20 protein-coding genes and 13 tRNA genes are annotated in these 23902 nt (G+C 44.1%); 14 read left to right on the top strand and 19 right to left on the bottom strand.

From position 1 onward, the window contains the following. Positions 1 to 69: 69 nt before the first annotated feature. From hpf to rplU, 6 genes are all read right to left on the bottom strand, one after another. Positions 70 to 426 (bottom strand): ribosome hibernation-promoting factor, HPF/YfiA family, encoded by a 357-nt coding sequence (gene hpf, locus R3P39_RS16745; protein ID WP_336568886.1) that lies wholly within the window; start codon positions 424 to 426, stop codon positions 70 to 72. Between the two features lie 425 nt (positions 427 to 851). After that, the gene (locus R3P39_RS16740; protein WP_336568885.1) at positions 852 to 1226 is read right to left on the bottom strand and encodes a DUF3718 domain-containing protein; all 375 of its coding nucleotides are present in this window, start codon (positions 1224 to 1226) and stop codon (positions 852 to 854) included. Positions 1227 to 1307: 81 nt separating this feature from the next. Beyond that, a complete protein-coding gene (gene folA / locus R3P39_RS16735; RefSeq protein ID WP_442962046.1) occupies positions 1308 to 1799 on the bottom strand; it encodes a type 3 dihydrofolate reductase in 492 nt (163 codons plus the stop codon). A 204-nt stretch (positions 1800 to 2003) separates the two neighbouring features. Continuing rightward, entirely contained in the window at positions 2004 to 3161 is a 1158-nt protein-coding gene (gene cgtA, locus R3P39_RS16730; RefSeq protein ID WP_336568883.1) for an Obg family GTPase CgtA, read from the bottom strand. A 154-nt stretch (positions 3162 to 3315) separates the two neighbouring features. Continuing rightward, complete coding sequence (gene rpmA, locus R3P39_RS16725; protein ID WP_105169123.1) at positions 3316 to 3573, bottom strand: 50S ribosomal protein L27; 258 nt, start codon at positions 3571 to 3573, stop codon at positions 3316 to 3318. Between the two features lie 20 nt (positions 3574 to 3593). Then, positions 3594 to 3905, bottom strand: a complete 312-nt coding sequence (gene rplU, locus R3P39_RS16720; RefSeq protein ID WP_336568880.1) for a 50S ribosomal protein L21 — start codon at positions 3903 to 3905, stop codon at positions 3594 to 3596. Positions 3906 to 4322: 417 nt separating this feature from the next. Here rplU and ispB point away from each other — a divergent pair, with 417 nt between their 5' ends. Further along, positions 4323 to 5294: an octaprenyl diphosphate synthase gene (gene ispB, locus R3P39_RS16715; protein ID WP_336568878.1), complete on the top strand. Its 972-nt coding sequence runs from the start codon at positions 4323 to 4325 to the stop codon at positions 5292 to 5294. Between the two features lie 54 nt (positions 5295 to 5348). Here ispB and R3P39_RS16710 read toward each other — a convergent pair whose 3' ends face one another. Both R3P39_RS16710 and mutY read right to left on the bottom strand, forming a co-directional pair. Further along, entirely contained in the window at positions 5349 to 5621 is a 273-nt protein-coding gene (locus R3P39_RS16710) for an oxidative damage protection protein (RefSeq protein WP_336568877.1), read from the bottom strand. A 63-nt stretch (positions 5622 to 5684) separates the two neighbouring features. Further along, on the bottom strand, positions 5685 to 6746 hold the full coding sequence (mutY, locus tag R3P39_RS16705) for an A/G-specific adenine glycosylase (protein WP_336568876.1): 1062 nt from the start codon (positions 6744 to 6746) through the stop codon (positions 5685 to 5687). A gap of 144 nt (positions 6747 to 6890) precedes the next feature. On the opposite strand from mutY, the gene trmB reads away from it, so the two are divergent. The 5 genes from trmB to arcA all read left to right on the top strand — a co-directional run bounded on the left by trmB (position 6891) and on the right by arcA (position 11895). Then, positions 6891 to 7616, top strand: coding sequence for a tRNA (guanosine(46)-N7)-methyltransferase TrmB (gene trmB / locus R3P39_RS16700; RefSeq protein ID WP_336568875.1), 726 nt, complete (start codon positions 6891 to 6893; stop codon positions 7614 to 7616). A gap of 73 nt (positions 7617 to 7689) precedes the next feature. Continuing rightward, entirely contained in the window at positions 7690 to 8721 is a 1032-nt protein-coding gene (locus tag R3P39_RS16695) for a methyltransferase (RefSeq protein WP_336568874.1), read from the top strand. A gap of 206 nt (positions 8722 to 8927) precedes the next feature. Then, positions 8928 to 10550: a sensor histidine kinase gene (locus tag R3P39_RS16690; protein ID WP_336568873.1), complete on the top strand. Its 1623-nt coding sequence runs from the start codon at positions 8928 to 8930 to the stop codon at positions 10548 to 10550. After that, complete coding sequence (locus R3P39_RS16685; RefSeq protein ID WP_336568872.1) at positions 10547 to 11068, top strand: YfiR family protein; 522 nt, start codon at positions 10547 to 10549, stop codon at positions 11066 to 11068. The genes R3P39_RS16690 and R3P39_RS16685 overlap by 4 nt, the downstream gene beginning before the upstream one ends. A 107-nt stretch (positions 11069 to 11175) precedes the next feature. Further along, positions 11176 to 11895 (top strand): two-component system response regulator ArcA, encoded by a 720-nt coding sequence (arcA, locus tag R3P39_RS16680; RefSeq protein WP_336568871.1) that lies wholly within the window; start codon positions 11176 to 11178, stop codon positions 11893 to 11895. 7 nt (positions 11896 to 11902) lie between these two features. Here the strand turns inward: arcA and arcB are convergent, their stop codons facing one another. Beyond that, a complete protein-coding gene (arcB, locus tag R3P39_RS16675) occupies positions 11903 to 14224 on the bottom strand; it encodes an aerobic respiration two-component sensor histidine kinase ArcB (RefSeq protein ID WP_336568870.1) in 2322 nt (773 codons plus the stop codon). 505 nt (positions 14225 to 14729) lie between these two features. On the opposite strand from arcB, the gene folE2 reads away from it, so the two are divergent. After that, positions 14730 to 15650, top strand: coding sequence for a GTP cyclohydrolase FolE2 (gene folE2, locus R3P39_RS16670; RefSeq protein ID WP_336568869.1), 921 nt, complete (start codon positions 14730 to 14732; stop codon positions 15648 to 15650). Positions 15651 to 15903: 253 nt separating this feature from the next. On the opposite strand, the gene R3P39_RS16665 is transcribed toward folE2, so the two are convergent. The 7 genes from R3P39_RS16665 to R3P39_RS16635 all read right to left on the bottom strand — a co-directional run bounded on the left by R3P39_RS16665 (position 15904) and on the right by R3P39_RS16635 (position 16964). Continuing rightward, a tRNA-Glu gene (locus tag R3P39_RS16665) sits at positions 15904 to 15979 on the bottom strand. 72 nt (positions 15980 to 16051) lie between these two features. Next, positions 16052 to 16127: transfer RNA gene (locus R3P39_RS16660), tRNA-Glu, on the bottom strand. Positions 16128 to 16199: 72 nt separating this feature from the next. Next, a tRNA-Glu gene (locus tag R3P39_RS16655) sits at positions 16200 to 16275 on the bottom strand. A 163-nt stretch (positions 16276 to 16438) separates the two neighbouring features. Next, a tRNA-Glu gene (locus R3P39_RS16650) sits at positions 16439 to 16514 on the bottom strand. Between the two features lie 72 nt (positions 16515 to 16586). Further along, a tRNA-Glu gene (locus tag R3P39_RS16645) sits at positions 16587 to 16662 on the bottom strand. A gap of 72 nt (positions 16663 to 16734) precedes the next feature. Then, positions 16735 to 16810, bottom strand: a tRNA-Glu gene (locus tag R3P39_RS16640). 78 nt (positions 16811 to 16888) lie between these two features. Then, positions 16889 to 16964, bottom strand: a tRNA-Ala gene (locus tag R3P39_RS16635). 498 nt (positions 16965 to 17462) lie between these two features. On the opposite strand from R3P39_RS16635, the gene R3P39_RS16630 reads away from it, so the two are divergent. The 7 genes from R3P39_RS16630 (at position 17463) to R3P39_RS16600 (ending at position 20862) form a co-directional block, all read left to right on the top strand. Next, positions 17463 to 17538: transfer RNA gene (locus R3P39_RS16630), tRNA-Val, on the top strand. Positions 17539 to 17575: 37 nt separating this feature from the next. Beyond that, positions 17576 to 17651: transfer RNA gene (locus R3P39_RS16625), tRNA-Val, on the top strand. Between the two features lie 132 nt (positions 17652 to 17783). Further along, positions 17784 to 17859: transfer RNA gene (locus R3P39_RS16620), tRNA-Val, on the top strand. 132 nt (positions 17860 to 17991) lie between these two features. After that, positions 17992 to 18067 (top strand) — tRNA-Val (locus tag R3P39_RS16615). A 132-nt stretch (positions 18068 to 18199) separates the two neighbouring features. Continuing rightward, a tRNA-Val gene (locus R3P39_RS16610) sits at positions 18200 to 18275 on the top strand. A gap of 132 nt (positions 18276 to 18407) precedes the next feature. Then, positions 18408 to 18483: transfer RNA gene (locus tag R3P39_RS16605), tRNA-Val, on the top strand. Positions 18484 to 19230: 747 nt separating this feature from the next. Then, on the top strand, positions 19231 to 20862 hold the full coding sequence (locus R3P39_RS16600) for a response regulator (protein ID WP_336568868.1): 1632 nt from the start codon (positions 19231 to 19233) through the stop codon (positions 20860 to 20862). A 10-nt stretch (positions 20863 to 20872) separates the two neighbouring features. Here the strand turns inward: R3P39_RS16600 and msrB are convergent, their stop codons facing one another. From msrB to ligA, 3 genes are read right to left on the bottom strand one after another with little or no spacing between them, the layout of a single operon-like run. After that, positions 20873 to 21316, bottom strand: coding sequence for a peptide-methionine (R)-S-oxide reductase MsrB (gene msrB, locus R3P39_RS16595; RefSeq protein WP_336568867.1), 444 nt, complete (start codon positions 21314 to 21316; stop codon positions 20873 to 20875). A gap of 1 nt (position 21317) precedes the next feature. Continuing rightward, on the bottom strand, positions 21318 to 21815 hold the full coding sequence (locus R3P39_RS16590) for a DUF2919 domain-containing protein (RefSeq protein ID WP_336568866.1): 498 nt from the start codon (positions 21813 to 21815) through the stop codon (positions 21318 to 21320). Positions 21816 to 21862: 47 nt separating this feature from the next. Then, positions 21863 to 23884, bottom strand: coding sequence for an NAD-dependent DNA ligase LigA (ligA, locus tag R3P39_RS16585; protein WP_336568865.1), 2022 nt, complete (start codon positions 23882 to 23884; stop codon positions 21863 to 21865). Positions 23885 to 23902 lie beyond the last annotated feature (18 nt).

Below are 23902 nucleotides of genomic sequence, written 5' to 3'. Positions count from 1 at the left end.
GCTACTTGATAGTGCGAGTGTAACAAAAAAGGCCCCGAAGGGCCTTATGCTATTTTTGTTTGAGTGGGGCTATTTCAGCTCCATCTCTTGAATAATTTCATGGGCAATAGGTGGCGTAGTGCTCACCGGTTTTTGATGTTTATTGGCCTTAAGTTGACCTTTACGGTGTTTCAACGCCGCATCCAGCTTTTTAGCCGCTTTTGCAATAGCTGGATACATAATGTCGTCTTCTCCTTTGACCGCTATGCGACTACCTGCATAGTTGGTGGTAATTTCAGTATTAAATTGTTTGTGTTCTTTGCTGATGATGATGTCAAGGGATAACAACGATGGAAAGTGGTTAGCGATCTTGGCAAACTTTTCGTTAACGTGGTCTTTAACAGCATCGGTTACATCTACATGGTGACCAGAAAGGTTAATTTTCATATGCAATCCTTCTTTTGCGTTTACCCTTAACATTAGTATTGGCATGAATAGGTAATTTCTCAAGAGGTCGTAACAGAAATTTATGACAAAATTTAGAATGGCTTGATTTTTATCAAGTGGTGAACGCAATCTGAGCATTAAAAATAAAAGGCAGCTAGCGAATTAATACCAATCCACTTAATTAAGTGGTCTATTTGAGGCAAGAAAATTCTGTCGATAACTAGGCGAAAATTTTGCTATTTAGTTGTTTTAAATGAGAAATTTTTAACACAGTTAGCGTCGAATTTGCTCCCTCAAATTGAGCAAGTATTAATGCGGATTGGTATAGCACGGCGGTAAAACGTAAAAAGCCCTCATAAATGAGGGCTTTGGGCATTCTAGTTGCTTATTTTCTTATATCGGCTAATAAGCAAGTAGTTAAAGAATTATAGGCCTGCGCGGTCTTTTATGATAGCGATCAGTGGCGAGCCACCGTGGCCGTTAGACTCGGCCCAAGCGATATCACTACCATCTTCTAACGCACTTTTTGGAATACTTTTAACAATGTACTCACCAGCGTCTGTAGCATTACTGGCAATAGCATGACGTAAAAGGCTATTGCCATTACACTGAATAGCATCGTAAATATTACGCATTTTAATACGCGCTGTTCTCAGCGTTTTGCGAATGCGGTTTTTATCATCTGCTGCAATATACTCACACATTGACAAAGCTAACTGCTCATTAGCCGCTGCAGTATTACTGAAAGAAAGTGAAGCAACAGCAATAGACGCTGATAGAAGCACGGTAGTTAATTTCATTACACAGACCCTTTAATACTTTATTCGTATAGCACATAACTGGCTATATTTTAGCAATCTAAGCAATTGTTAGCAAGAAACTCATAGTTTTTTGTCGAGTGTTACGAATTTATAACTATGATTATTTTTTGCATCAGGCTCATTACTTTCAGTTGCAACCTCCTGCCACTGACCTTGACTTAAGTAATCTGGAAATTGCGTATCACCAGCCACTTCTAAGTCGATAAAGGTTAAATACAGTCGTTGCGCAAACGGTAAGAATAGCTCATAAATATGACCGCCACCGATAACCATAACTTCGTCACTGCCCTTAACAAGCTCTAGAGCAGCCTCTACAGAGCCGACAACCTCAATCCCTTCTTTGCTATAGTCGTTATTTCTTGATATGACGATATTGCGCCTTCCCGGTAAAGGCCTACCAATAGATTCAAATGTTTTTCTACCCATCAACACCGGTTTTCCGAGCGTGACCTTTTTAAAATGTTGTAGATCGGCCGGCAAATGCCAGGGCATATCGTTGTCTTTACCGATGACACGATTGTGTGCCATCGCAGCTATCATTGAAATTATCACAATGTACCTTTTCTAATGTCTTTGTATTAATTTTTATATTAACCTTATGATTATGCGTTGCTTCTAAAACCAATACACAATCGAGTGCAGGCCAGTATTGCGTGGCATTGCTCGCAGTATATCACTGCTTAGCAAACCTTAATAAATTTAAGCGAGCAACAAAAAAGGCCAATTTCCATTGGCCTTTTTTGTACTGATTTATCGCTAACGTTCGTAGACAACCTCAACATCGTAGTCGTCTTCGTCCCAGTCATCGTCCCAATCATCGTCATCATGCTTGGTGGCGTGTCTGTGATAAGTGTCCCACTTGAATTCAACTTCTTCTTGTTGCTGTTCTTCTTCAAACTTATCTTTTGGCATGCTATCGAGTAACTTCATAATCTCATAGCAAAGCTCTTCAGTGTTGAACTTGTTTGCAGCCGCAATCATAAAGATATTTTCTTCTACACCGAGCTCTTCAGCAATGCGAGCACACACCTCTTCACGCTCATCATCGCTTAATAAGTCCACTTTATTTAACACTAAGAAACGCGGCTTATCAGCCAGTTTCGGACTATATTGATGTAGCTCATTAATAATTGCGAAGCCGTTTTCTACCGGGTCGCTGCCATCAATCGGCATTACGTCGATAACATGCAGCAACACTCGACAGCGCTCAAGGTGCTTCAAAAAGCGAATACCTAGACCAGCACCGTCGGACGCCCCTTCGATCAGACCAGGAATATCCGCGACCACAAACGACTTACCTGAACTTGGACGAACTACGCCAAGGTTAGGTATTAATGTAGTGAAAGGGTAATCGGCAACCTTAGGTTTGGCGGCAGACACACTGCGAATAAAGGTCGATTTACCAGCATTGGGCAGACCAAGTAGACCGACATCGGCCAACAGCATAAGTTCCAACCTGAGGTTTCGAACTTCCCCAGGTGTACCCAGCGTTTTTTGTCTTGGCGCACGGTTGGTGCTTGATTTGAAACGGGTATTGCCAAGGCCGTGGAAGCCCCCTTTAGCGACTAACAGCTTTTGTTCATGCTTGGTTAAATCACCCAGACTCTCTTCGGTATCAACATCGGTAACACGAGTACCTACAGGTACCTTGATGATTAAGTCTTTACCTTTTTTACCGGTACAGTTTCGGCCTTGACCATTGGTGCCACGCTCAGCCTTGTGAAAGCGTTCAAATTGATAGTCGACCAGCGTATTGAGGTTTTCATCTGCTTGCAGGAAAACACTACCACCGTCACCGCCATCTCCACCGTCTGGACCACCATCTGGCACAAACTTTTCGCGGCGGAATGAGACAACACCGCTGCCCCCGTCTCCGGCTTCCGCTCTAATTTCTACTTCATCGACAAACTTCATGATTTAAACTCTTTAACTCGGTCTGAAACTCACTACGCCATTATAGCAGCTACATCATAGATAATGCAGCAAGGCGAGTAGAGCTATGCTAATGTTCTATACGCTAAAAACAAAAAACCCCGCCTAAGCGGGGTTTTTCAGTATTTAATACCGATTACTCAGCAACGATGCTAACGTATTTACGGTTTAAAGGACCTTTCTGCTCAAAAACAACTTTACCGTCTGCTTTTGCGAAGATTGTGTGGTCTTTACCGATACCTGCGTTAGTACCTGCGTGGAACTTAGTACCACGCTGACGAACGATGATGTTACCCGCAAGAACTGACTCGCCACCGAAACGTTTAACACCTAAACGTTTACTTTCGGAATCGCGACCGTTACGAGTACTACCAGCTGCCTTCTTATGTGCCATCTTTCTGTACCTCTAAATTATTAAGCGCTAATGCCAGTGATTTTAACTTCAGTGAACCACTGACGGTGGCCCATCTGCTTACGAGAATGCTTACGACGTCTAAACTTAACAATCTTAACTTTCTCGCCACGACCGTGAGAAACAACCTCAGCTGTTACCTTGCCACCGTTTACGAACGGTGCACCGATCTCGATTTTTTCACCATCAGCAATTAGAAGTACTGAATCAAATTCAACTGCTGCACCAGTTTCAACGTTTAGTTTTTCTAAACGAATTGTTTGACCTTCAGTCACACGGTGCTGTTTACCACCACTTTGGAAAACCGCGTACATAATTAACTCCGTCTGTGCGCCCTCAAATCGACGCAACTTAATATTCTTCAATAGGGCGCGAAGTTTACGCTAATGCTCACAACCGCGCAAGTGTATTTTTGAAGAAAGTGAATAAAAATTAGCTCGCATGAGGGCTATCAAATATTTTCTCCTATTTTAGTCAAAAAAATGTCAAAGCCAAGCTCTTTTTTCAACCTTAATATCGCTATAACCGCCAGCAGCAGGGAAAAAGCCAATTTACCCAATAAAAGTACAACCTCACCCTTTTAGCCTAGTTTACGGTTACAAAAGGACAAAAAAACAGCATAAAACCGCTTTTTTATCCTTAACTCGGACAAAATATCGAGTCGGGCTTTTTTTTGTAGTACAATCATCGGCGTTTATTCATTCTCGGTTAATAGATTGGCTCGGAGCACGATGGATATAAAAACTATCCAAACATTGGTTGAACAAGACATGCTTGATGTCAACCAACTTATACACCAGCAAATGCAATCTGATGTTGCACTCGTAAAGCAGCTGGGCTTATACATAGTCAATAGTGGCGGTAAGCGCATTCGCCCGATGCTAGCATTGCTTGCAGCACGTGCACTAGGTTACGAGGGTGACAAACACATAACCCTAGCAACCATCATTGAGTTTATTCATACCGCAACCTTATTGCACGATGATGTCGTCGATGAGTCTGCACTGCGCCGAGGTGAACCGACCGCCAACGCAGAGTTTGGTAATGCCGCTAGTGTATTAGTTGGTGATTTTATCTACACTCGTTCGTTTCAGTTGATGGTTGGTCTTGGCAATATGGAAGTCATGGGCATACTCGCTGATGCCACCAATGTGATTGCCGAAGGCGAAGTTTTGCAGTTAATGAACTGTAATGACCCAGATACCACCGAGCAAAGCTATATGCAGGTGATATACAGCAAGACAGCAAAATTATTCGAAGCGGCTACCCTGTTACCAGCAGTGGTTTTAGAGCAGTCAGAAGAAGTGAAGCAAGCACTAAAGCTGTATGGTATGCACCTAGGCACTGCGTTTCAGCTAGTTGATGATATCTTGGATTACAGCGCCAATGCTGAGCTATTAGGCAAAAACATCGGTGATGACTTGGCGGAAGGAAAACCGACCTTACCGCTTATTTACGCAATGCAAAAAGCATCATCAGCACAAACTGAGCAGATCCGTAAAGCCATTGAACAAGGTGATGGCTTAGAATACATCGATGATATTTTAGCTACCCTAAGTGACACTAAAGCGCTTGATTTTACCATGGCAAAAGCCCAAGAAGAGGCGCAAAAAGCCATTGCGCAGCTCGATGTACTGCCACAGTCTGACTATAAACAAGCCTTAATAGCTCTGGCTGAAATTTCAGTCGACCGCGACTATTGATATTTTTTCGAGTAATAAAAAAGGTCGCTATAGCGACCTTTTTTAATGCTTAATTTACTGCTCTGGTGGGCGGTAGCCTTCAATTTCAACGTCTTTGCCTTCAAACAAAAAACCGACCATTTGCTCTTCAAGTAATTGGCGATGATCAGGGTCCATCATGTTCAGGTGTTTTTCGTTGATAAGCATAGTTTGCTTTTGCTGCCACTGCTGCCAAGCTTCTTTAGAGATATTATTAAAAATACGCTCACCGACTTCACCCGGATAAAGTTGAAAGTCCAACCCTGGCGCTTCCTTTTGTAATTTTTGACAAAATACTGTTCGAGCCATTAGTACCTACCTTTTAAATAATTTATGGGCTGAACTACAGCCAACCCAGTTGATAACGTCAGTTTACCCTATTGCCGCTAAGACTTTAACCAACTTTTTTGTCGGTGCAGCAAGGCCAACTTCTGGAGGCTGTTGCAGGTCGTACCAAACCAAAGGTTGCTCATGGACACAATCAGGCACCTTATCCAGGTCCACCACCACTGGGGTAATGGTCAATTCAAAATGACTAAAAATGTGCACAAATGGCTGCAAAGTCTGACGCTTGGTTATGGCTATGTCTTGCTGCGCAGCAAACGCCTCAAGTTCGCTTTGCCCACTGAACTCGAAAAAGCCAAACAGCCCTCCCCAAATCCCTGCCGCTGGGCGCTTTTCCATCAGCACTTGGTTACCAACTCGTACAATTAAATGATGAGCCTGCTTTTTGGGCTTTTGCTTTTTTGGTTTTGAATGGGGAAACTCCGCCACCCGATCGTGTGCCAACGCACCACACTGCTGACTCAAAGGGCAACTTTCACAGTTAGGTTTTGAGCGGGTACAGACTCCGGAACCTAAATCCATCATCGCTTGATTAAACTCACGTACATCACCACTTGGGGTAACGGCATCACTAAGCGACCAAAGTGTATTCTCCACTTTTTTCACGCCATACCAGCCTTCCACCATATAAAAACGCGCTAGCACCCGTTTTACATTGCCATCTAAAATGGCATGATGCTGACCTAGCGCCAGTGATAATATCGCCCCAGCAGTAGAGCGACCGATACCTGGCAATGCCATCACCTGTTCGAGCGTTTCAGGAAACTGCCCCTGATACTGATCGCGAATTATTTTTGCTGCTTTATGTAGGTTTCTCGCTCTGGCGTAGTAGCCTAACCCTGTCCAGTGATGTAATACTTCGTCTTCTGGAGCATCGGCAAGTTTTATGACCGTAGGGAATCGTGCCATAAATCGCTCAAAATATGGGACCACAGTGGCAACCTGGGTTTGCTGCAACATGACTTCTGAGATCCACACTTTATAAGGCGTTTTACCTAATTGCCACGGTAAGCTTTTGCGACCATGTAAGTGGTACCAATTAACGACCTGCTCAGCGAACCAGCTGGCTTGTTGTTGGCTAACTTTCATAAACCTAACTACTACTTGCTACAAAAGCCGCCAGTGTAATGACTAATGCTTGATTAGTCACCTGGTAAAGTTTCACTCTATACTTGTTTATTGCTAAGCGAATGACGATAATATGCGACCATTTTCACGAGCATAGAAATGACCATGAACGAATCAAGCAAGAGTGCGCTTGAACAGGCGCAACAAGAAGGCAAATACATCAGAAAGGTACGCAGCTTTGTAAAACGCGAAGGCCGTTTGACCAAAGGCCAAGCTGCTGCCTTAGAAAAATGCTGGCCAAGCATGGGGTTAGAGCATCAGCAGGGGTTATTAGATTTAACTGAAGTATTTGGCAACAGCAATGATGTCGTTCTAGAGATCGGCTTTGGCATGGGTAAGTCTCTGGTTGAAATGGCTAAAAACAATCCACAGCAAAACTTTATTGGCATTGAAGTTCACCGCCCAGGCGTTGGAGCCTGCTTAATGGAAGCAGATGAGCAAGGGGTCAGCAATTTACGCGTATTTGAACATGATGCAGTGGAAGTGTTAGCTGATTGTATTGCTGACGGTGCGCTGGCGAAATTGCAATTATTCTTCCCCGACCCGTGGCATAAAAAGCGCCATCATAAGCGTCGTATTGTGCAATTAGAGTTTGCCGAAAAAGTACGTAAAAAGCTAAAAGTGGGTGGTGTTTTCCACATGGCAACGGACTGGGAAAACTACGCAGAGCATATGTTAGAAGTGATGAATGCCGCACCGGGTTACAGCAACCTATCAGCAACCCATGACTATGTTCCGCGCCCTGACTTTAGGCCACTTACTAAGTTCGAACAACGTGGACAACGCTTGGGTCACGGTGTTTGGGACCTTATGTTTGAACGCCAAAACTAAGCTCGCAATAAGGAGCTGCCCAGCTCCTTAACTTCACAACCATTTTTCAGCCACACTTATTCAGGAGCTAACCTTGTCATTAACCAATCCAAGTTTACTGTTGCTACGCAATGAAGAAGAGTTAGTAGCCAATAAGGTTCTGGTTATAAATCATCAACGCGATGGTTTTCTCGTTGAACTGTGTGCGCTTAACCCTGACTCTGACATTCACGCCTTTAGCTATGACTTTGCCAATCACCTTCACGCGCAACAAGTACCAGGCTTAACAGCACATATAGATCATCAACTACCGCCACTGGATGGTATTGAGTTGGTTATTTACTATTACCCTAAATCCAAGCCTGAAGCGCAAATGATGCTGGATAATATCCGCAGTTTATGTGGCGCTAACACGCGATTGCTGGTTGTTGGAGAGAATAAAGGCGGAGTGAAAAGCGTTGAAAAACAACTAAAGCCGGTTGCCCAGTATAGCTATAAGCTCGACAGTGCAAAGCACTGCATCCTTTACGAGTTTAACCAGCTTAGCGTATTAGAGCGGTTTGATATTGAAACTTACGTTACCAGCTTTGATGTCAGTGTCGCCGGCACGCAGTTTTGTGCCGCCAGTGTGCCCGGAGTATTTAACCACGGTAAACTGGATTTAGGGACGCAATTACTATTAGAAAATATCTCGCTGCCGTATAAAGGTAAGGCGTTAGATTTTGGTTGTGGTGCCGGGATCATTACTTGCTTTGCCTTGTTACAACAACCTAACCTTCGTTTTAGTTGTTTAGACGTAAACGCATTAGCCTTATTTGCGACACAAAAAACCTTAGCTATGAACGGCCTTACAGCAGAGCTTGTGTTAAGCGATGGACTCAGTGAACTAACTGGGAAGTATCAACTCATTCTCAGTAATCCACCATTTCATACTGGTATTGCCACCGATTATGGTATCGCTGAGCAGTTTTTGACTGGAGCTAAGCGTCATATGGACAAAGCAGCCAGTTTGCAAATTGTCGCCAATAGCTTTTTAAAGTACCCACCTATCCTTGCGGCGCAATTTCAGCAATTTGATGTTGTCGACAAAAACAATAAATTTGCGGTTTATAAAGCCCAGTTTTAAATCGCCAAAGCCTAGTCCGCGTATATACAGACGGTATAAATTTACCGTCTCGACTCTTTTAAACCTTTTCATTTTCAGCTAATTGCTCTACTTTATTATACTAGGTTAGCGAACGGTGCTAGTTATTCGAGGCAAAGTGTTTAAATACACCTTAAGCCGATATTTGCTAGACTTAGCTTAATGCTGATCATACAGCTGGACAATGAATGAGTAAGCAACTAACAAAAACAAGCATAAGAAAAGTTTTGATCAGCGCTGTGATGCTTGTAACGGCGTTGTGCTTATCGCTGTCGATTTCGATTTCAACCTACCTAGATGTCAAAGAGCAAAAGCAGCTAATTATCAATAAAATTGAAATGATTGCTGATATTGTTGCTTTTAACTCGCAAATCACCATTTTGTTTGATGACAGAAAAACCGAAGATGCTCGTTTAAAATCATTTCAGCAGGTCGATATCATCAAAAACATCCACATTTATGCTATTGATGATGTTACCAATAAGCCGGTATTCTTCACCAGCTTTAATGCCAGTCGTACTCCTCCGGTGCCACTTAAAGTAAATCAGATAGATGAATTGGCGACACCAAAAGTGTCAGAAGACTATGTGGAACTGATTAAACCGGTGATCTATGAAGGTGAGATAGAGGGGTATGTGTATATAAGAGGAGGCCTAGAGCGACTCTCAGCTTACATAAATAAAAAAATACTGGTTGATATTGCCCTAACACTGTTTGTGCTCTTATTAGTTCTACTGGTATCTCGCGGTATTCAAAAGCGCATTGCCTCCCCCATTGAGGCGCTTTCCAACCTGCTTCAAGATGTTTCTAAAAATCATAATTACAATGCCCGTGCTCCTGGTAGCAACATATCAGAGCTCAATGTCTTAGCTAATAATCTCAATATTATGTTGGCGCGAACACAGAACCAGTTAGAACGCCACCAAGCTGATAAACAAGAAATAAAGCAACTTAACCAGAGCCTAGAGGAAAAGGTTAACCAAAGAACCATTGCCCTACGCGAAGCAAACCAAGAGTTACTGAATGCCTTGGAGCGAATGCACCAATACCAGAATCAAATCATTGAAAATGAAAAAATGGCGTCGTTAGGACAAATGGTTGCTGGCGTAGCCCATGAAGTAAATACCCCAATCGGGCTTGGCATAACCGGCTCAACATTATTGCGTGACAAACTTTCAGACATTAACGATGCGTTTCAGAATAAGTCTCTCACTTCCAAGCAGTTAGAACGCTTTATTAGCGAGGGAATTGAAAATCTCGATCTTATCTACCGTAACCTTAATAGAGCGGCGGAGCTGGTATCTAGCTTTAAACGCTTGGCGGTTAGTCAAGACTTAGAGGTCAACACGGAAGTGAATCTTGCTACCCTACTGAAGGAGGTCATCGCAGCTATGCGTCCAGAGCTTGCCACTAAGAACCCTGACGTATCACTGGCCTGTGATGACAACTTAACCATTCAAAGTAAGGCCGGCCCACTGCAACAGGTGCTGGAGCAGTTAGTCTCTAACTCCTTGCTGCATGGCTTCAAATCCTCTGAAGATAACAACATTGATATTACTATCTCGAGCAGCGGCAATGAGATCACCATTGACTATCAAGATAACGGCGAGGGAGTACCAAAGGCGATTAAAAAGCGTATTTTCGATCCTTTTGTTACCACTCGCCGTGGTGAAGGCGGCAGTGGTTTAGGTATGCACTTAGTCTATAACCTAGTAACACAAGCGTTAGGAGGCTCTATCACGCTAGATGATGAGTACAAGTCTGGCGCTAGGTTTATTATCACTCTGCCTAAATCAGGTAAAGCATCATGAAACGATTAATAATAGCGTTAATCTTGCTCTTGTTTGCTGTTGCTGCTGAGGCAAAAACCCCAGATCAAGTGCGTGCGGCATTTTTATATCAAATGGCTAAGTTCATTGAATTTCCCGAGTTAGAAAAGCAGCCAGGATTACGTTTTTGCTTCTACTCACTCGATGCAGGGCCCGCGGCTGAGCTAAAAGGAGCTAACAATTTAATCGTAGCTGGTAAGCCCATTGTTATCAGTAATGTTGCAAAATCGACCAGCTACAGGGAACTTTCCCGGCTCTGTGATATCACATACATTGATGAAATAAGTGAAAATGATATACTGTCCGCTTGGACCGACACAATAGCATCAAATATGTTGACTATTGGTGAAAGTATTGAGTTTTTAGAAAGAGGCGGGATTGCTTCTTTGGTCCAAGAAGGGAGTAAAATTCGACTGTATATAAACAAACAAGCCCTAGAAAATCAGTACTTTATCGTGCGCTCAAGGCTACTTGCCGTATCCAAGTTTCATCCCAACTGATTTTACTTGTTAACAATTGGATAAGCTCCTATAATCGTAAATATTCGGATTTATTATATAGCTCCGAACTCATTGTAAATTATATATTCCGAAAAGGTTAATTAATAATGCAAACGCCAGTCATTCTAATTGTAGAGGATGAAGACGTAACTCGACTGAACCTCGTTAGTTTATTTGAAGCGGAAGGGTATAAGGTAATTGAAGCCATTGATGGCGATGATATGCATGACAAATTAACGTCTAACGATGACGTTAATCTAGTGATCATGGATATCAATCTTCCAGGTAAAAATGGTTTGATTTTGGCGCGAGAATTACGCCAGAAGAGAAATATCGGCCTTATCTTCCTTACTGGTCGTGACAATGACGTTGACCGTATCCTTGGACTTGAAATCGGCGCTGATGATTACATCACCAAACCGTTCAACCCACGCGAGCTAACTATTCGTGCCCGTAACCTGATCTCTCGTACCGGCACATCGGTTGAAGAGTCCACCATCGACAGTAACGGCGTTATTACCTTTAACGGTTGGGAATTAGATGAAAACAGCCGCTGTTTGACTTCGCCAACAGGTGATTCAAAGCGCTTACCTAAGGGTGAGTACCGCGCATTACGCCTAATGCTAGACTCTCCTGGCCGTATTTTCAGCCGCGAGCAGCTGATTAAGCACATGACAGGCCGTGAGCTTCGCGCTAACGACCGTACAGTTGATGTCACTATTCGTCGCATCCGTAAACACTTCGAAACCGATAACAATACACCTGAGTTAATCAGCACAATTCACGGTGAAGGTTATCGTTTCATCGGTAAGATCGATACTCAGTAATCGTACCTTAGCCATCAGCGAGTTTTGCAATTAATGGATGAAGGGCTTTTTGCCCTTCTTCTATTTTTGCTTCTAAATCCTTAACCCACTGCTCCAACACATCTGCGGACTGCTCTGAGCTTTCCTGCTCCATCTTCTTAGCCTGTAATTGCGCTAGCTGTAATCCCACAGAACCAGCAGCACCTTTCACTTTATGTGCCACGGCGCTGTAGCTCTCGCTATCATTACTTGCTATCGCATCCCTAAGTTCAGTGCAGTATTTCGGGCTGAGCTGCTGAAACAGGTCACAGCTGCGTTGAAAGGCCTGAGCGCCCATTGACTCTACAAAGTCGCAAATGGTCTCTACATCGAGATCGTCATAGCCATTCTGAGCCATCAGTTCGCGAAGGTTAAGCGGCTGCTGTTTACTCTTTTGCGCCGCAATTCCAAATAGCTCAGCCAGCATCTTGTCAAGCTTGGTGGTGTTGATAGGCTTGGCTAGTGCCCCCTGAACATTGATCCCTTGTAGTTCTTGTTCCGCACTGCGGACATTGGCTGTTAATGCCACAATAGGTAAATGATCAAAATGGGCATCGGCACGGATCTGTCTGGCCACCTCATCACCATTAATATCAGGTAGCTGCATATCTAACAAAATAAGATCGAGTTCGTCTTCTGTTTCCACAAAAGACAAGGCATCCTCTCCGGTCTCAGCCCAGATGACTTCATGGCCGCGTTGCTCTAGTAAGTTAGTGGCAATTTCAGCATTAAGTGGCACGTCCTCCACCAACAAAATATACAAGCTGCGACCAGCATAGCTTTGCTCTTTAGGGGCACTGCATAACTGCAGAGGGATTTCCACATCAAAACGACTGCCTTCTCCTTCAAGACTAGATACCTTGATAGTGCCTTTCATAGCCTGTACCAAAGCTTTAGTCACAGCGAGACCGATACCCGAGCCAATGGCATTACTTCCGGAGGAATCAGGTGCCTTGTAATACATTTCAAAAATGCGTTCTATTTGCTCAGGCGGGATCCCCATACCAGTATCAATGACACTGATCACCAGCCAAGGCATGCCTTCCCGGTTTTCTCGCCGGCAAGCAAGCGTTACCCCACCTCGGTGAGTAAACTTCACGGCATTATTGATTAGATTCCATAAAATTTGTCGTAGTCGCGTAGGATCAAGTAAGGCGTAAACATCCAACATGCCTGAACGATTAATCGTAAATTCTAATCCTTTTTGTTCCGCAATAAGCCCAGCAAAATTCACTACATCATTGATAAAGTCTGAAACATTAATACTGTCGGTAGCAATATCTAACTGCTCCCGATCAATTTTATCCAAGTCGATAATATCATTAAAAATATTACCTAAGGTTTCAGCACTGGAGAAAATCGTATTACACCAACTTTTTTGTTGTGCCGTAAGCTCAGTATCGAGCATCATTCTAGTTAGCCCGACAATGCCGTTAAGGGGCGTCCTGAGCTCATGGCTCAGTGTTGCGATAAACTTCCCTTTATCTTTATAAGCGGTTTCTAACGCCTGCTCAGCTTCTTTACGGCTGGTGATATCACGACCAAAGGCTAGTAAGCCAATGTACTCTCCATTTTCAGAGATAAATGGCAGTTTGCGCATTTCAAACCAGCGCATCTCTCCTTCTACTGGGTATTCCACGTCCAATGTTATAGGTTGCTGGGTTTGCTCAACCTCGGCATCGGTCTCCAATACTTTAGGTAGGTAAGCTTGATCGTAAATCTCAGCCACAGAGCGCCCTATAAGCTCACTGCTGGACTTACCCATGACCAACTCAAACATTTTATTGCAACCCTGGAAGACCCCCTGCTCATCGCGGTAGTAAAATAAATCGGGTGACGAGTCGACAATACTTCGCAGCAACATGCCTTGTTGTGCTAATTCTTGTTGCGTTTTCTTTCTCTCAGCGATTTCTTTGCGCAGTTCATCAATTGCACGGTGTTTGGCATGGAGCGCAATCTTACGCTCGTCTATCTCGCTATTAAGGCGGTTAATATTATCCTTGAGGGTCTGGTTCAGCATTTTTTCTTGCTGTGTTGCAGATTCTAGGTAGGCTTTTGAAGACTGTAACTGCCGCATCGCCATGACCGACATCATGATTAATGCCGGTGATATCACTGCAGTAATAAATAACAGCGCTAATATATCAACAACTTCAACCACCCCAAGTGCGACATAGTAAAACATGCAAGAAAGGACACTGGCGACGAAAAGAGTAAACCCATAAGCGATAAAAAAGGCTCGCTTATTACCATACTTTTCAACTAGATTAGATAAAATTCGAGCCCATGAGCCAAACGAATTTTCTGTCATACTTTACATCACCATTGTTAAACGCTTGTAGGGCGAGATTTGTTGCAAAACTGCTAAGAGCTCTAGAGCCAAACACTAAGAGTTCGGTGACCACGAGCTTGAAGTATTTATTATACAAAAGCCACTATAATAAGCGAGCATGGATATCGATGGAAAATACCAATTCACCGGATCAGCCGCCGCCATTTCAGTCGCATAAAGCCACAATAGCGCGAGCTATACCAATTCGCTTAATTAAGTGGTCTATTTGAGGCAAGAAAATTTGGTCGATAACAAGGCCAAAATTTTGCTATTTAGTTATTCTAAATAAGAAATTTTTAACGCCGTTAGCGTCAAATTTACTCCCTCGAATTGAGCAAGTATTAATGCGGATTGGTATTAAAGATGTATCGAGAATTGCACGTTAATAATAATTTTTAACTTTTGAATTTAGCTATCTCATCCCAACTTTTCAGCTTTTGGTGTAATATGCGCGTTTTTTAAGTCGTGATTGAAGAGAGTAGCAATGCAGAAAAACATGCCGGATATCGCACATAACGCGGAAGCCTTGCAAACAGGCAGATTAGATTGGGTAGGCATGGGCAATATTGAACTGCCTTTGATGCTTAAAACCAAAGGCCAAAACGAGATGCCTGTGTTGGCAAAAGCGGATGCTTTTGTAAACTTGCAACAAGAGCAGGCAAAAGGGATCCATATGTCGCGCCTTTTTCTCGCTCTGGATAACCTCTCTTGCGAACATGTACTGACACCTAAGAGTTTAAAACAAGTGCTGGATCAATTTCTCAGCACCCACAGTGAGCTCAGTACGGCAGCCAAAGTGACGCTGAACTTTGAACTACCTTTACGACGTAATTCTTTACTTAGTAAAAAAGCGGGGTGGAAAAGCTACCCAGTAGTGATTGATGCCACCTTACAAGATGGCAGCTACTCATTAGAATTAGGTCTAGATGTAACCTACTCGTCAACCTGCCCCTGCTCTGCAGCGCTTTCTAGACAGCTCATACAAGATGCTTTCCAAGACACTTTTGATGGTAAGCAACTTGACTACCAGAGCATACATGATTGGCTGGGTAGTACGGCAGGTATTGTCGCCACTCCACACTCACAGCGCTCTATTGCTAACCTCAAGGTCAAACTAGCACATGACATTGAAGAGTTTGATATTGTTAACTTAATAGACACCCTAGAGGATGAGTTACAAACACCAGTACAAGCAGCGGTAAAACGGGAAGATGAGCAAGAGTTTGCTCGCTTAAACGGCCAGAACCTGATGTTTTGTGAAGATGCGGCAAGAAAACTCAAAGCCCGACTGAATAAAGCAGAGCTATCTGATTTTTATATAAAAATAAATCATTATGAGTCATTACATGCCCACGATGCTGTAGCTTATGCAACTAAAGGCGTTGCTGGCGGTTATACCGTATAATCGCTTGCTTCGCAGTATTGAGTGGGTTTGGGTGTTTTTTCCTGCCCACTGCCATCATTCTAAATACCTATTCGCTAAATTGGGTGGAATTACAAAGTATTAATACGGGTTGGGACAAGGCAAGTGCAGAAAAGGGATAATGAGCCTTAGCAATTAATACTAACAAAACTTGAGCATTGAGGTTCTTGTTAAGTAATAAAAGATGAGTACTAGAAGTAATTTTTCTTAGTAGAGATAGAGATGTAAATTGAAATGGCGTCCCCTAGGGGATTCGAACCCCTGTTACCGCCGTGAAAGGGCGGTGTCCTAGGCCTCTAGACGAAGGGGACACGGAATGTGTCACTAGGACTTGGTGATAACGGTTTAAACTCTTGTTATCCGAGTTGACTTACCTAAGTAAGTGGCGTCCCCTAGGGGATTCGAACCCCTGTTACCGCCGTGAAAGGGCGGTGTCCTAGGCCTCTAGACGAAGGGGACACGGAATGTGTCACTAGGACTTGGTTATAACGGTTTAAACTCTTGTTATCCGAGTTCACTTACCTAACTAAGTGGCGTCCCCTAGGGGATTCGAACCCCTGTTACCGCCGTGAAAGGGCGGTGTCCTAGGCCTCTAGACGAAGGGGACGCAGAAATCGTTTTGCAAATCACTGATTTGCTATTTCTGCGTTAGATGAGACCGAGCCTGTGAGGCGAATGGCCTTATTCCAAAACAGAATGTTTTCTGTGTCACTAGGACTTGGTGATAACGGTTTAAACTCTTGTTATCCGAGCTGACTTACCTAAGTAAGTGGCGTCCCCTAGGGGATTCGAACCCCTGTTACCGCCGTGAAAGGGCGGTGTCCTAGGCCTCTAGACGAAGGGGACACTAAATGTGTCACTAGGACTTGGTGATAACGGTTTAAACTCTTGTTATCCGAGCTGACTTACCTAAGTAAGTGGCGTCCCCTAGGGGATTCGAACCCCTGTTACCGCCGTGAAAGGGCGGTGTCCTAGGCCTCTAGACGAAGGGGACACGGAATGTGTCACTAGGACTTGGTGATAACGGTTTAAACTCTTGTTATCCGAGCTGACTTACCTAAGTAAGTGGCGTCCCCTAGGGGATTCGAACCCCTGTTACCGCCGTGAAAGGGCGGTGTCCTAGGCCTCTAGACGAAGGGGACACAGAATAATACAGCTTAGCACTCGAGGCTTGGCCATAATTATTAACTATGTACTAGGACATACGCACTACGAAAGATTGGTGGAGCTAGACGGGATCGAACCGTCGACCTCTTGCATGCCATGCAAGCGCTCTCCCAGCTGAGCTATAGCCCCAAACTTTTCGACTAACTTTGCTAGCCTGTATCGCTGAGTGCGGGGCGCATTCTATGCAGGAGCAAAAACAAAGTCAATAACTTTTAGCAAAGTTTTTTCTAACTGGTTTTATTTTAAACCGGGAAGCGTAGAATATAACCAATCATACCAACTTTGCAATAGTAACGCATTGAATTCGTATACAAAGTGAACTTCCCCCCCCTACTAATTCCCCCTTACTTTAAAACAGCGCAGAAACAACCCCGTACTGTATGCAGAAATATGTATCAACTATGTCTAAGTACTAATACAAAAACCATTGCAGTTACTTTTTTACCCTAGACTGACTAAAAAGGGGGATAACTCACTCTATGCTAATTATGCTAATAATGAAGAGTTATTTACCTTGCACACAAAAGCATCATACAGGTGAGTTTTTTATATTTTTGTGTTGACTCTTATAAAACAAAATCTATAATACCGCCCCACAACGACGCATGACGTCGATTGTCATAAAGTGGGTTGTTAGCTCAGTTGGGAGAGCATCGCCCTTACAAGGCGAGGGTCACTGGTTCAAGTCCAGTACAACCCACCATAAACTCCATTCAAGAGTATAAATTGAATCACAATGCGGGTTGTTAGCTCAGTTGGGAGAGCATCGCCCTTACAAGGCGAGGGTCACTGGTTCAAGTCCAGTACAACCCACCACTTTTCAATTTATTTGTGAAGTGAGTCGATGCCAAGCATCGCATTAAGCCTAAGCAAGGCAAGGGTAACTGGTTTAACTCCAGTACAACCCACCATAAACTCCATTCAAGAGTATAAATTGAATCACAATGCGGGTTGTTAGCTCAGTTGGGAGAGCATCGCCCTTACAAGGCGAGGGTCACTGGTTCAAGTCCAGTACAACCCACCACTTTTCAATTTATTTGTGAAGTGAGTCGATGCCAAGCATCGCATTAAGCCTAAGCAAGGCAAGGGTAACTGGTTCAAGTCCAGTACAACCCACCATAAACTCCATTCAAGAGTATAAATTGAATCACAATGCGGGTTGTTAGCTCAGTTGGGAGAGCATCGCCCTTACAAGGCGAGGGTCACTGGTTCAAGTCCAGTACAACCCACCACTTTTCAATTTATTTGTGAAGTGAGTCGATGCCAAGCATCGCATTAAGCCTAAGCAAGGCAAGGGTAACTGGTTTAACTCCAGTACAACCCACCATAAACTCCATTCAAGAGTATAAATTGAACCACAATGCGGGTTGTTAGCTCAGTTGGGAGAGCATCGCCCTTACAAGGCGAGGGTCACTGGTTCAAGTCCAGTACAACCCACCACTTTTCAATTTATTTGTGAAGTGAGTCGATGCCAAGCATCGCATTAAGCTTAAGCAAGGCAAGGGTAACTGGTTTAACTCCAGTACAACCCACCATAAACTCCATTCAAGAGTATAAATTGAATCACAATGCGGGTTGTTAGCTCAGTTGGGAGAGCATCGCCCTTACAAGGCGAGGGTCACTGGTTCAAGTCCAGTACAACCCACCACTTTTCAATTTATTTGTGAAGTGGGTCGATGCCAAGCATCGCATTAAGCCGCATCAAGGCAAGATTCAATCGCTCAAGTCCAGTACAACCCACCACTTTTCAATTTATTTGTGAAGTGGGTCGATGCCAAGCATCGCATTAAGCCGCATCAAGGCAAGATTCAATCGCTCAAGTCCAGTACAACCCACCAATTTTCAATTTATTTGTGCATTGGGTCGATGCCAAGCATCGCACTAAGCCGCATCAAGGCAAGATTCAATCGCTCAAGTCCAGTACAACCCACCACTTTTCAATTTATTTGTGAAGTGGGTCGATGCCAAGCATCGCATTAAGCCGCATCAAGGCAAGATTCAATCGCTCAAGTCCAGTACAACCCACCACTTTTCAATTTATTTGTGCAGTGGGTCGATGCCAAGCATCGCATTAAGCCGCATCAAGGCGAGATTCAAACGCTCAAGTCCATTACACCCACCACTTTTCAGTTCAGTTTCTAGTTGTGCAATATTACCAGCCTATAAAGACTAACCAAGATACTGGTTTTCTATAAGGTTCAGCATGATCAACATTTCAAAAACTTAAATCACTTTCTCTTCCCCTACAAAAGTAAAGAGTTCGCTTACTTATCCTGTTTTATTTAATAACGTCGCCATATATCAACTAAGCTACTAAAAATGAGTTAATTTTTGTTTTCAAAACTACACCTAAGTACTAGACTTACAGGCTAAGTAATTGTCAAAAAGTATCTCTATGCCTGTTTCAACAATTCAAAATGCGAAAATGCTAATTGTGGAAGACCAACCACTGGCGTTGAGCTACATGAAACAATCTTTGGAGAAGTTAAACTTTAAAAACTTAAAGTTTGCAGAAAGCGCCGACAGCGCAAAAGAATTATGCACGCTAAATCAATTTGATATTATTGTATGTTCATTTGGTCTTGCGAAAAAACAAGATGGTTATCAATTCTATGAAGAGTTAAGAGCCAAACAGCTTATTCGCTCTGGTACCGCTTTTATTTTTATTTCTTCAGAAACCAGCCCCGAGCTCGTTCATAGTATTATTGAGCTGCAGCCAGACGATTTTTTAGTTAAACCCTTCTCAATAAAAGAACTACAATCACGCATCGAACGGGTACTCAAGCGTCGCCAAGCACTGCATAAGATCCACTCCTTGATGGATGACAAAAACTATTCAAAAGCACTCAAAACGCTTGATGCAGAGCTGGATAAAAAAAGCCATAACTACACCTCTTTGTTGCTCAAGCTCAAAGGCGAGTTATTACAAAGACTCGGCCGCTTTGAAGAAGCAAAAACCTTTTATAAAAATGTCTTGGAATTACAAAAATTTACCTGGGCAAAGCTTGGGTTAGTTGAAACTCTGATTAACAATAACGAGGACGTGGTCGCGCAAAAGATGCTTAAAAACTTGATTGAGCGTGCAGAAACACGCTTGCCAGCACTGGACTTGCTGAGCAAATTGGAGATCAAGCTGAATCAATATGAAAACGCGCAACAATTACTGCAACAAGCCATTGAAATGGCACCACGAAATATCGATAGACAAAGTTCTCTAGGGCGCGTCGCGCAAATAAACCATGATTATGAGGCCAGTTACAAAGCCTATAAAGATATTGCCACCTTTGCTCGACACTCGATCCACGATAAGCCTGAAATATACCTTAATGCGGCTCGCGCAGGCATTGATTTTGCCTTAAGCACAGATCAGTCAGATCAGGTAACCCGTTTAACTCGACAAACCCAGCAATACCTTAGCGACCTGAAACAGCAGTTTCCCAATGCCCAAAACCAAGCGCAAATTGACGTTCTCAACGCTCGGGTTCATTACCTTAAAGATGAACACGACAAAGCTAAGCAATTACTTGAACAACTGGACGACGATCCGATTATACGTTCAGTTGACTCTACTCTCGACAAAGCGAAAGCATTTCATGAAGTCGGTCTCAACCTCAAAGCGCAAGAATTATTTAATCGTGTGATCCACCACTGCGAGCGGCACAAGTCCGTGGCTGATGCGACCACCATGCATTACTTGTATCAGCAGCAGCAGGAGAAAAAAGAAATTACCATGGGGCCCAAGGAGCTTAATAACCATGCGGTTACTCAGTTTAACCGCGGTCAATATGAGGTTGCCTTGGAGGCATTTACCCAAGCATTTAGGATCATGCCGAAAAATGCCGGCATTGCCCTTAATTTACTGCAATGCATGAGTGATAGCTGTGCCAAGTCTGGCGGCACCTTTAATTCAAACCTTGCGAAACGCTGCTCCACGCTACTTGAAGAAGCAGAGCTAGATGATGAGCAACAGCTCCGCTATAGTAAACTCAAATCTCGACTACAAGAAATGAAACTGGAGTTTCAGTAGTGCTTTACACTTAGTCCACACGCTGAAGTGATAAGGCGTTAACGCAATACCGCAGCCCACTTGGTGGTGGACCATCAGGAAATACATGACCAAGGTGGCTGTCACAACAGTTACAAGTGATTTCTACACGCTCCATACCATGACTACTATCACTATGATAAGCTACCGCAGCAACATTGGCAGGCTGGGTGAAAGCAGGCCACCCCGACCCACTGTCATATTTTTCACTTGCATCAAACAATAATTCACCACAACACACACAAGCATACTTCCCTGGCTCAAATAACTGGCAAGAAGGTGAGCTAAAAGGCCTCTCAGTGCCTTTCTCACGCGTTATGGTATAGACCTCAGGCGCTAATTGTTCACGCCATTTTGCGGCCGTTTTCTCTACTCGCCGCGGCGCACTTGGGTTACCATCGTGTGCAAATTTCATTATGTCAGGCCAAGTTAACATATTATTCCCCTTGCTCTGATTGTTTATCCACCGGATACGGCCAGTCGCCAAAGAAGCAACTTAAATAGCGGCTTTTCACTAAGTATAAGAGCACCCAAGCCACTAACACAATTTGTATAGCCACATAAGGCGAGAAGCTGTAATGACTTTGTGCGGCTTGATACCCTAACCACCCCAAATCCAGCATGGCGGTCAAAATCAGTGGCCATCGCATATGCCGCCACACCGCAGCAAGCTTTGGCGAACTACTAGGACGCCGCATCGAATATACTGCAGTGGGAATAAGCGCGATACAAGCAATGCCCGTGGCGACAAAAAAATGATATTTAGAGTCAAAAAATAGTGACATCAAATCCAACTCCGGGCGGCGTGTCAGTGCTGAGAAAACCCAGATCAAAATAGGCCGCAATAACACGATTAGCACTAAATTAAACGCCAGTGGCGTCCTGTAGACACCATATTTATCCCAGTATTCGGGGCCGTATCTTGCTGTTTTCATAATGTTACTTTACCAACCCGGTGGCATCAAAAGCGCCCCCGACCTCACTACTTTTCATATTTATCGAATAGCGCAATCAAAGCTTCTTCATCGAATACCTCAACACCGAGCTCCTGTGCCTTAGTCAGTTTCGACCCGGCTTTTTCACCGGCATAAACCGCGTCGGTGTTTTTAGACACACTGCCAGCTACTTTAGCCCCTAGAGTCTGTAGCCTCGCTTTGGCGTCATTGCGGTTAAGCTGGCTCAAGGTACCGGTAAGAACATAAGTTTGGCCTGCTAGCGGTTGCTCATCCACTGATGGCGCCGCAACATCTTGCCAATTTACGCCAACCTGAATTAACGCCTCTACCACTTCTTGGTTATGGGGCTCGGCGAAAAAGCTATGAATATGCTGTGCCACCACCACGCCAACATCATTGACCTGCTGTAGACTATCAATTGAGGCAGACATTACTTTTTCAAGAGTCAGGAAGTGGTTAGCCAAATTCTGTGCTGTTGCCTCTCCTACTTCTCTTATTCCTAAAGCATATAAGAACTTGGCCAAGGTAGTCTGTTTTGCCGCTTCAAGTGCCGCGACTAAATTCTTCGCGGACTTTGGCCCCATACGCTCTAACGATTCAAAGTGCCCCTGCTTTAAAATAAACAAATCGGCAGGCGTTTTTATCAGCTCACGCTCTACCAATTGTTCAACGATCTTGTCACCCAGACCATCTATATCTAAGGCTTTACGTGAGGCAAAGTGCTTTATCGCCTCTTTACGTTGAGCCCGGCACACTAAGCCACCGGTACAGCGAGCCACCGCCTCTCCTTCCACGCGCTCTACATGAGAGTCACACACAGGGCAACTGTCTGGAAAGTGAATCGCCGTTACCGTTTCAGGGCGCCTATCAAGTACCACTTGAGTCACCTGCGGGATCACATCTCCGGCACGGCGGATCACCACGGTATCGCCTATTTTCACTCCCAATCGAGCAATTTCGTCGCCATTATGCAAAGTAGCATTGGATACCGTGACGCCACCGACAAACACTGGCTCTAAACGGGCTACAGGCGTGATTGCCCCTGTACGCCCAACTTGAAATTCAACATCCAATAATTGCGTAATTTCTTCTTGTGCTGGGAATTTGAAAGCAATGGCCCATCTTGGTGCCCGAGCCACAAAGCCAAGCTGCTCCTGCTGTTGCTTGTTATTGACTTTGATCACCACGCCATCAATTTCATAAGGCAACTCACTTCGGCGTGCCATGATGTCTTGATAGTAATCCAGCGCTTGCTGGGCATTTTCTACTAACTTGGTCTCTGGGCTCATGGGCAGCCCCCAACTCTGAAGTTGTTGCAACTGAGCATAGTGCTCATCAGCCAGTTCACCCCCTTCAACTAGTCCCATTGAGTAGGCATAGAACATTAAAGGGCGCTTTGCGGTGATCTTGGAATCGAGTTGTCGCAGGCTGCCAGCTGCAGCATTTCTTGGGTTAGCGAAGGTTTTCTCGCCTTTTGCCTGTGCGGTGGCGTTTAACTTCTCAAACCCCGCCGTATCAATAAAGACCTCACCTCTGACTTCCACTTCTTGCGGAACGTTCTCACCTCTGAGCTTCAGCGGCACATTGCGAATGGTCTTAACATTCTCAGTGATGTTCTCACCGACCTGACCATCACCACGAGTTGCCGCCTGAACTAGCACGCCATTGCGATATAAAATCGATACCGCCAAGCCATCGAGTTTCGGTTCACAACAGTAGGCGATGTCGTTACTTACCATTAAGCGCTCTTTTAAACGGCGATTAAACGCTGTGAATTCAGCTTCATCAAAGGCATTATCCAACGATAGCATGGGGACTTTATGGGTCACTTGTTGAAACTTACTCAGCGCTTCTCCCCCCACTTTTTGCGATGGTGAGTCGGGGGTCAGTAATTCTGGGTGCTGTTGCTCCAAAGAGATAAGCTGCCGCATCATGCGGTCATACTCAGCGTCAGGCACGCTTGGGTTGTCTAATACATAATACTGATAATTAAAATCTTCTAGTTGCTGTCGCAATGCAGCGATTTGACTCTCGACGGTTCCTGACATCTTAATCATTACCTCTAA

The organism is Pseudoalteromonas sp. UG3-2 (assembly GCF_037120705.1).
GTDB lineage: Bacteria > Pseudomonadota > Gammaproteobacteria > Enterobacterales > Alteromonadaceae > Pseudoalteromonas.
The sequence above is the reverse complement of the archived record's forward strand: the minus strand, read 5'-3'. Positions and strand labels throughout refer to the sequence as shown.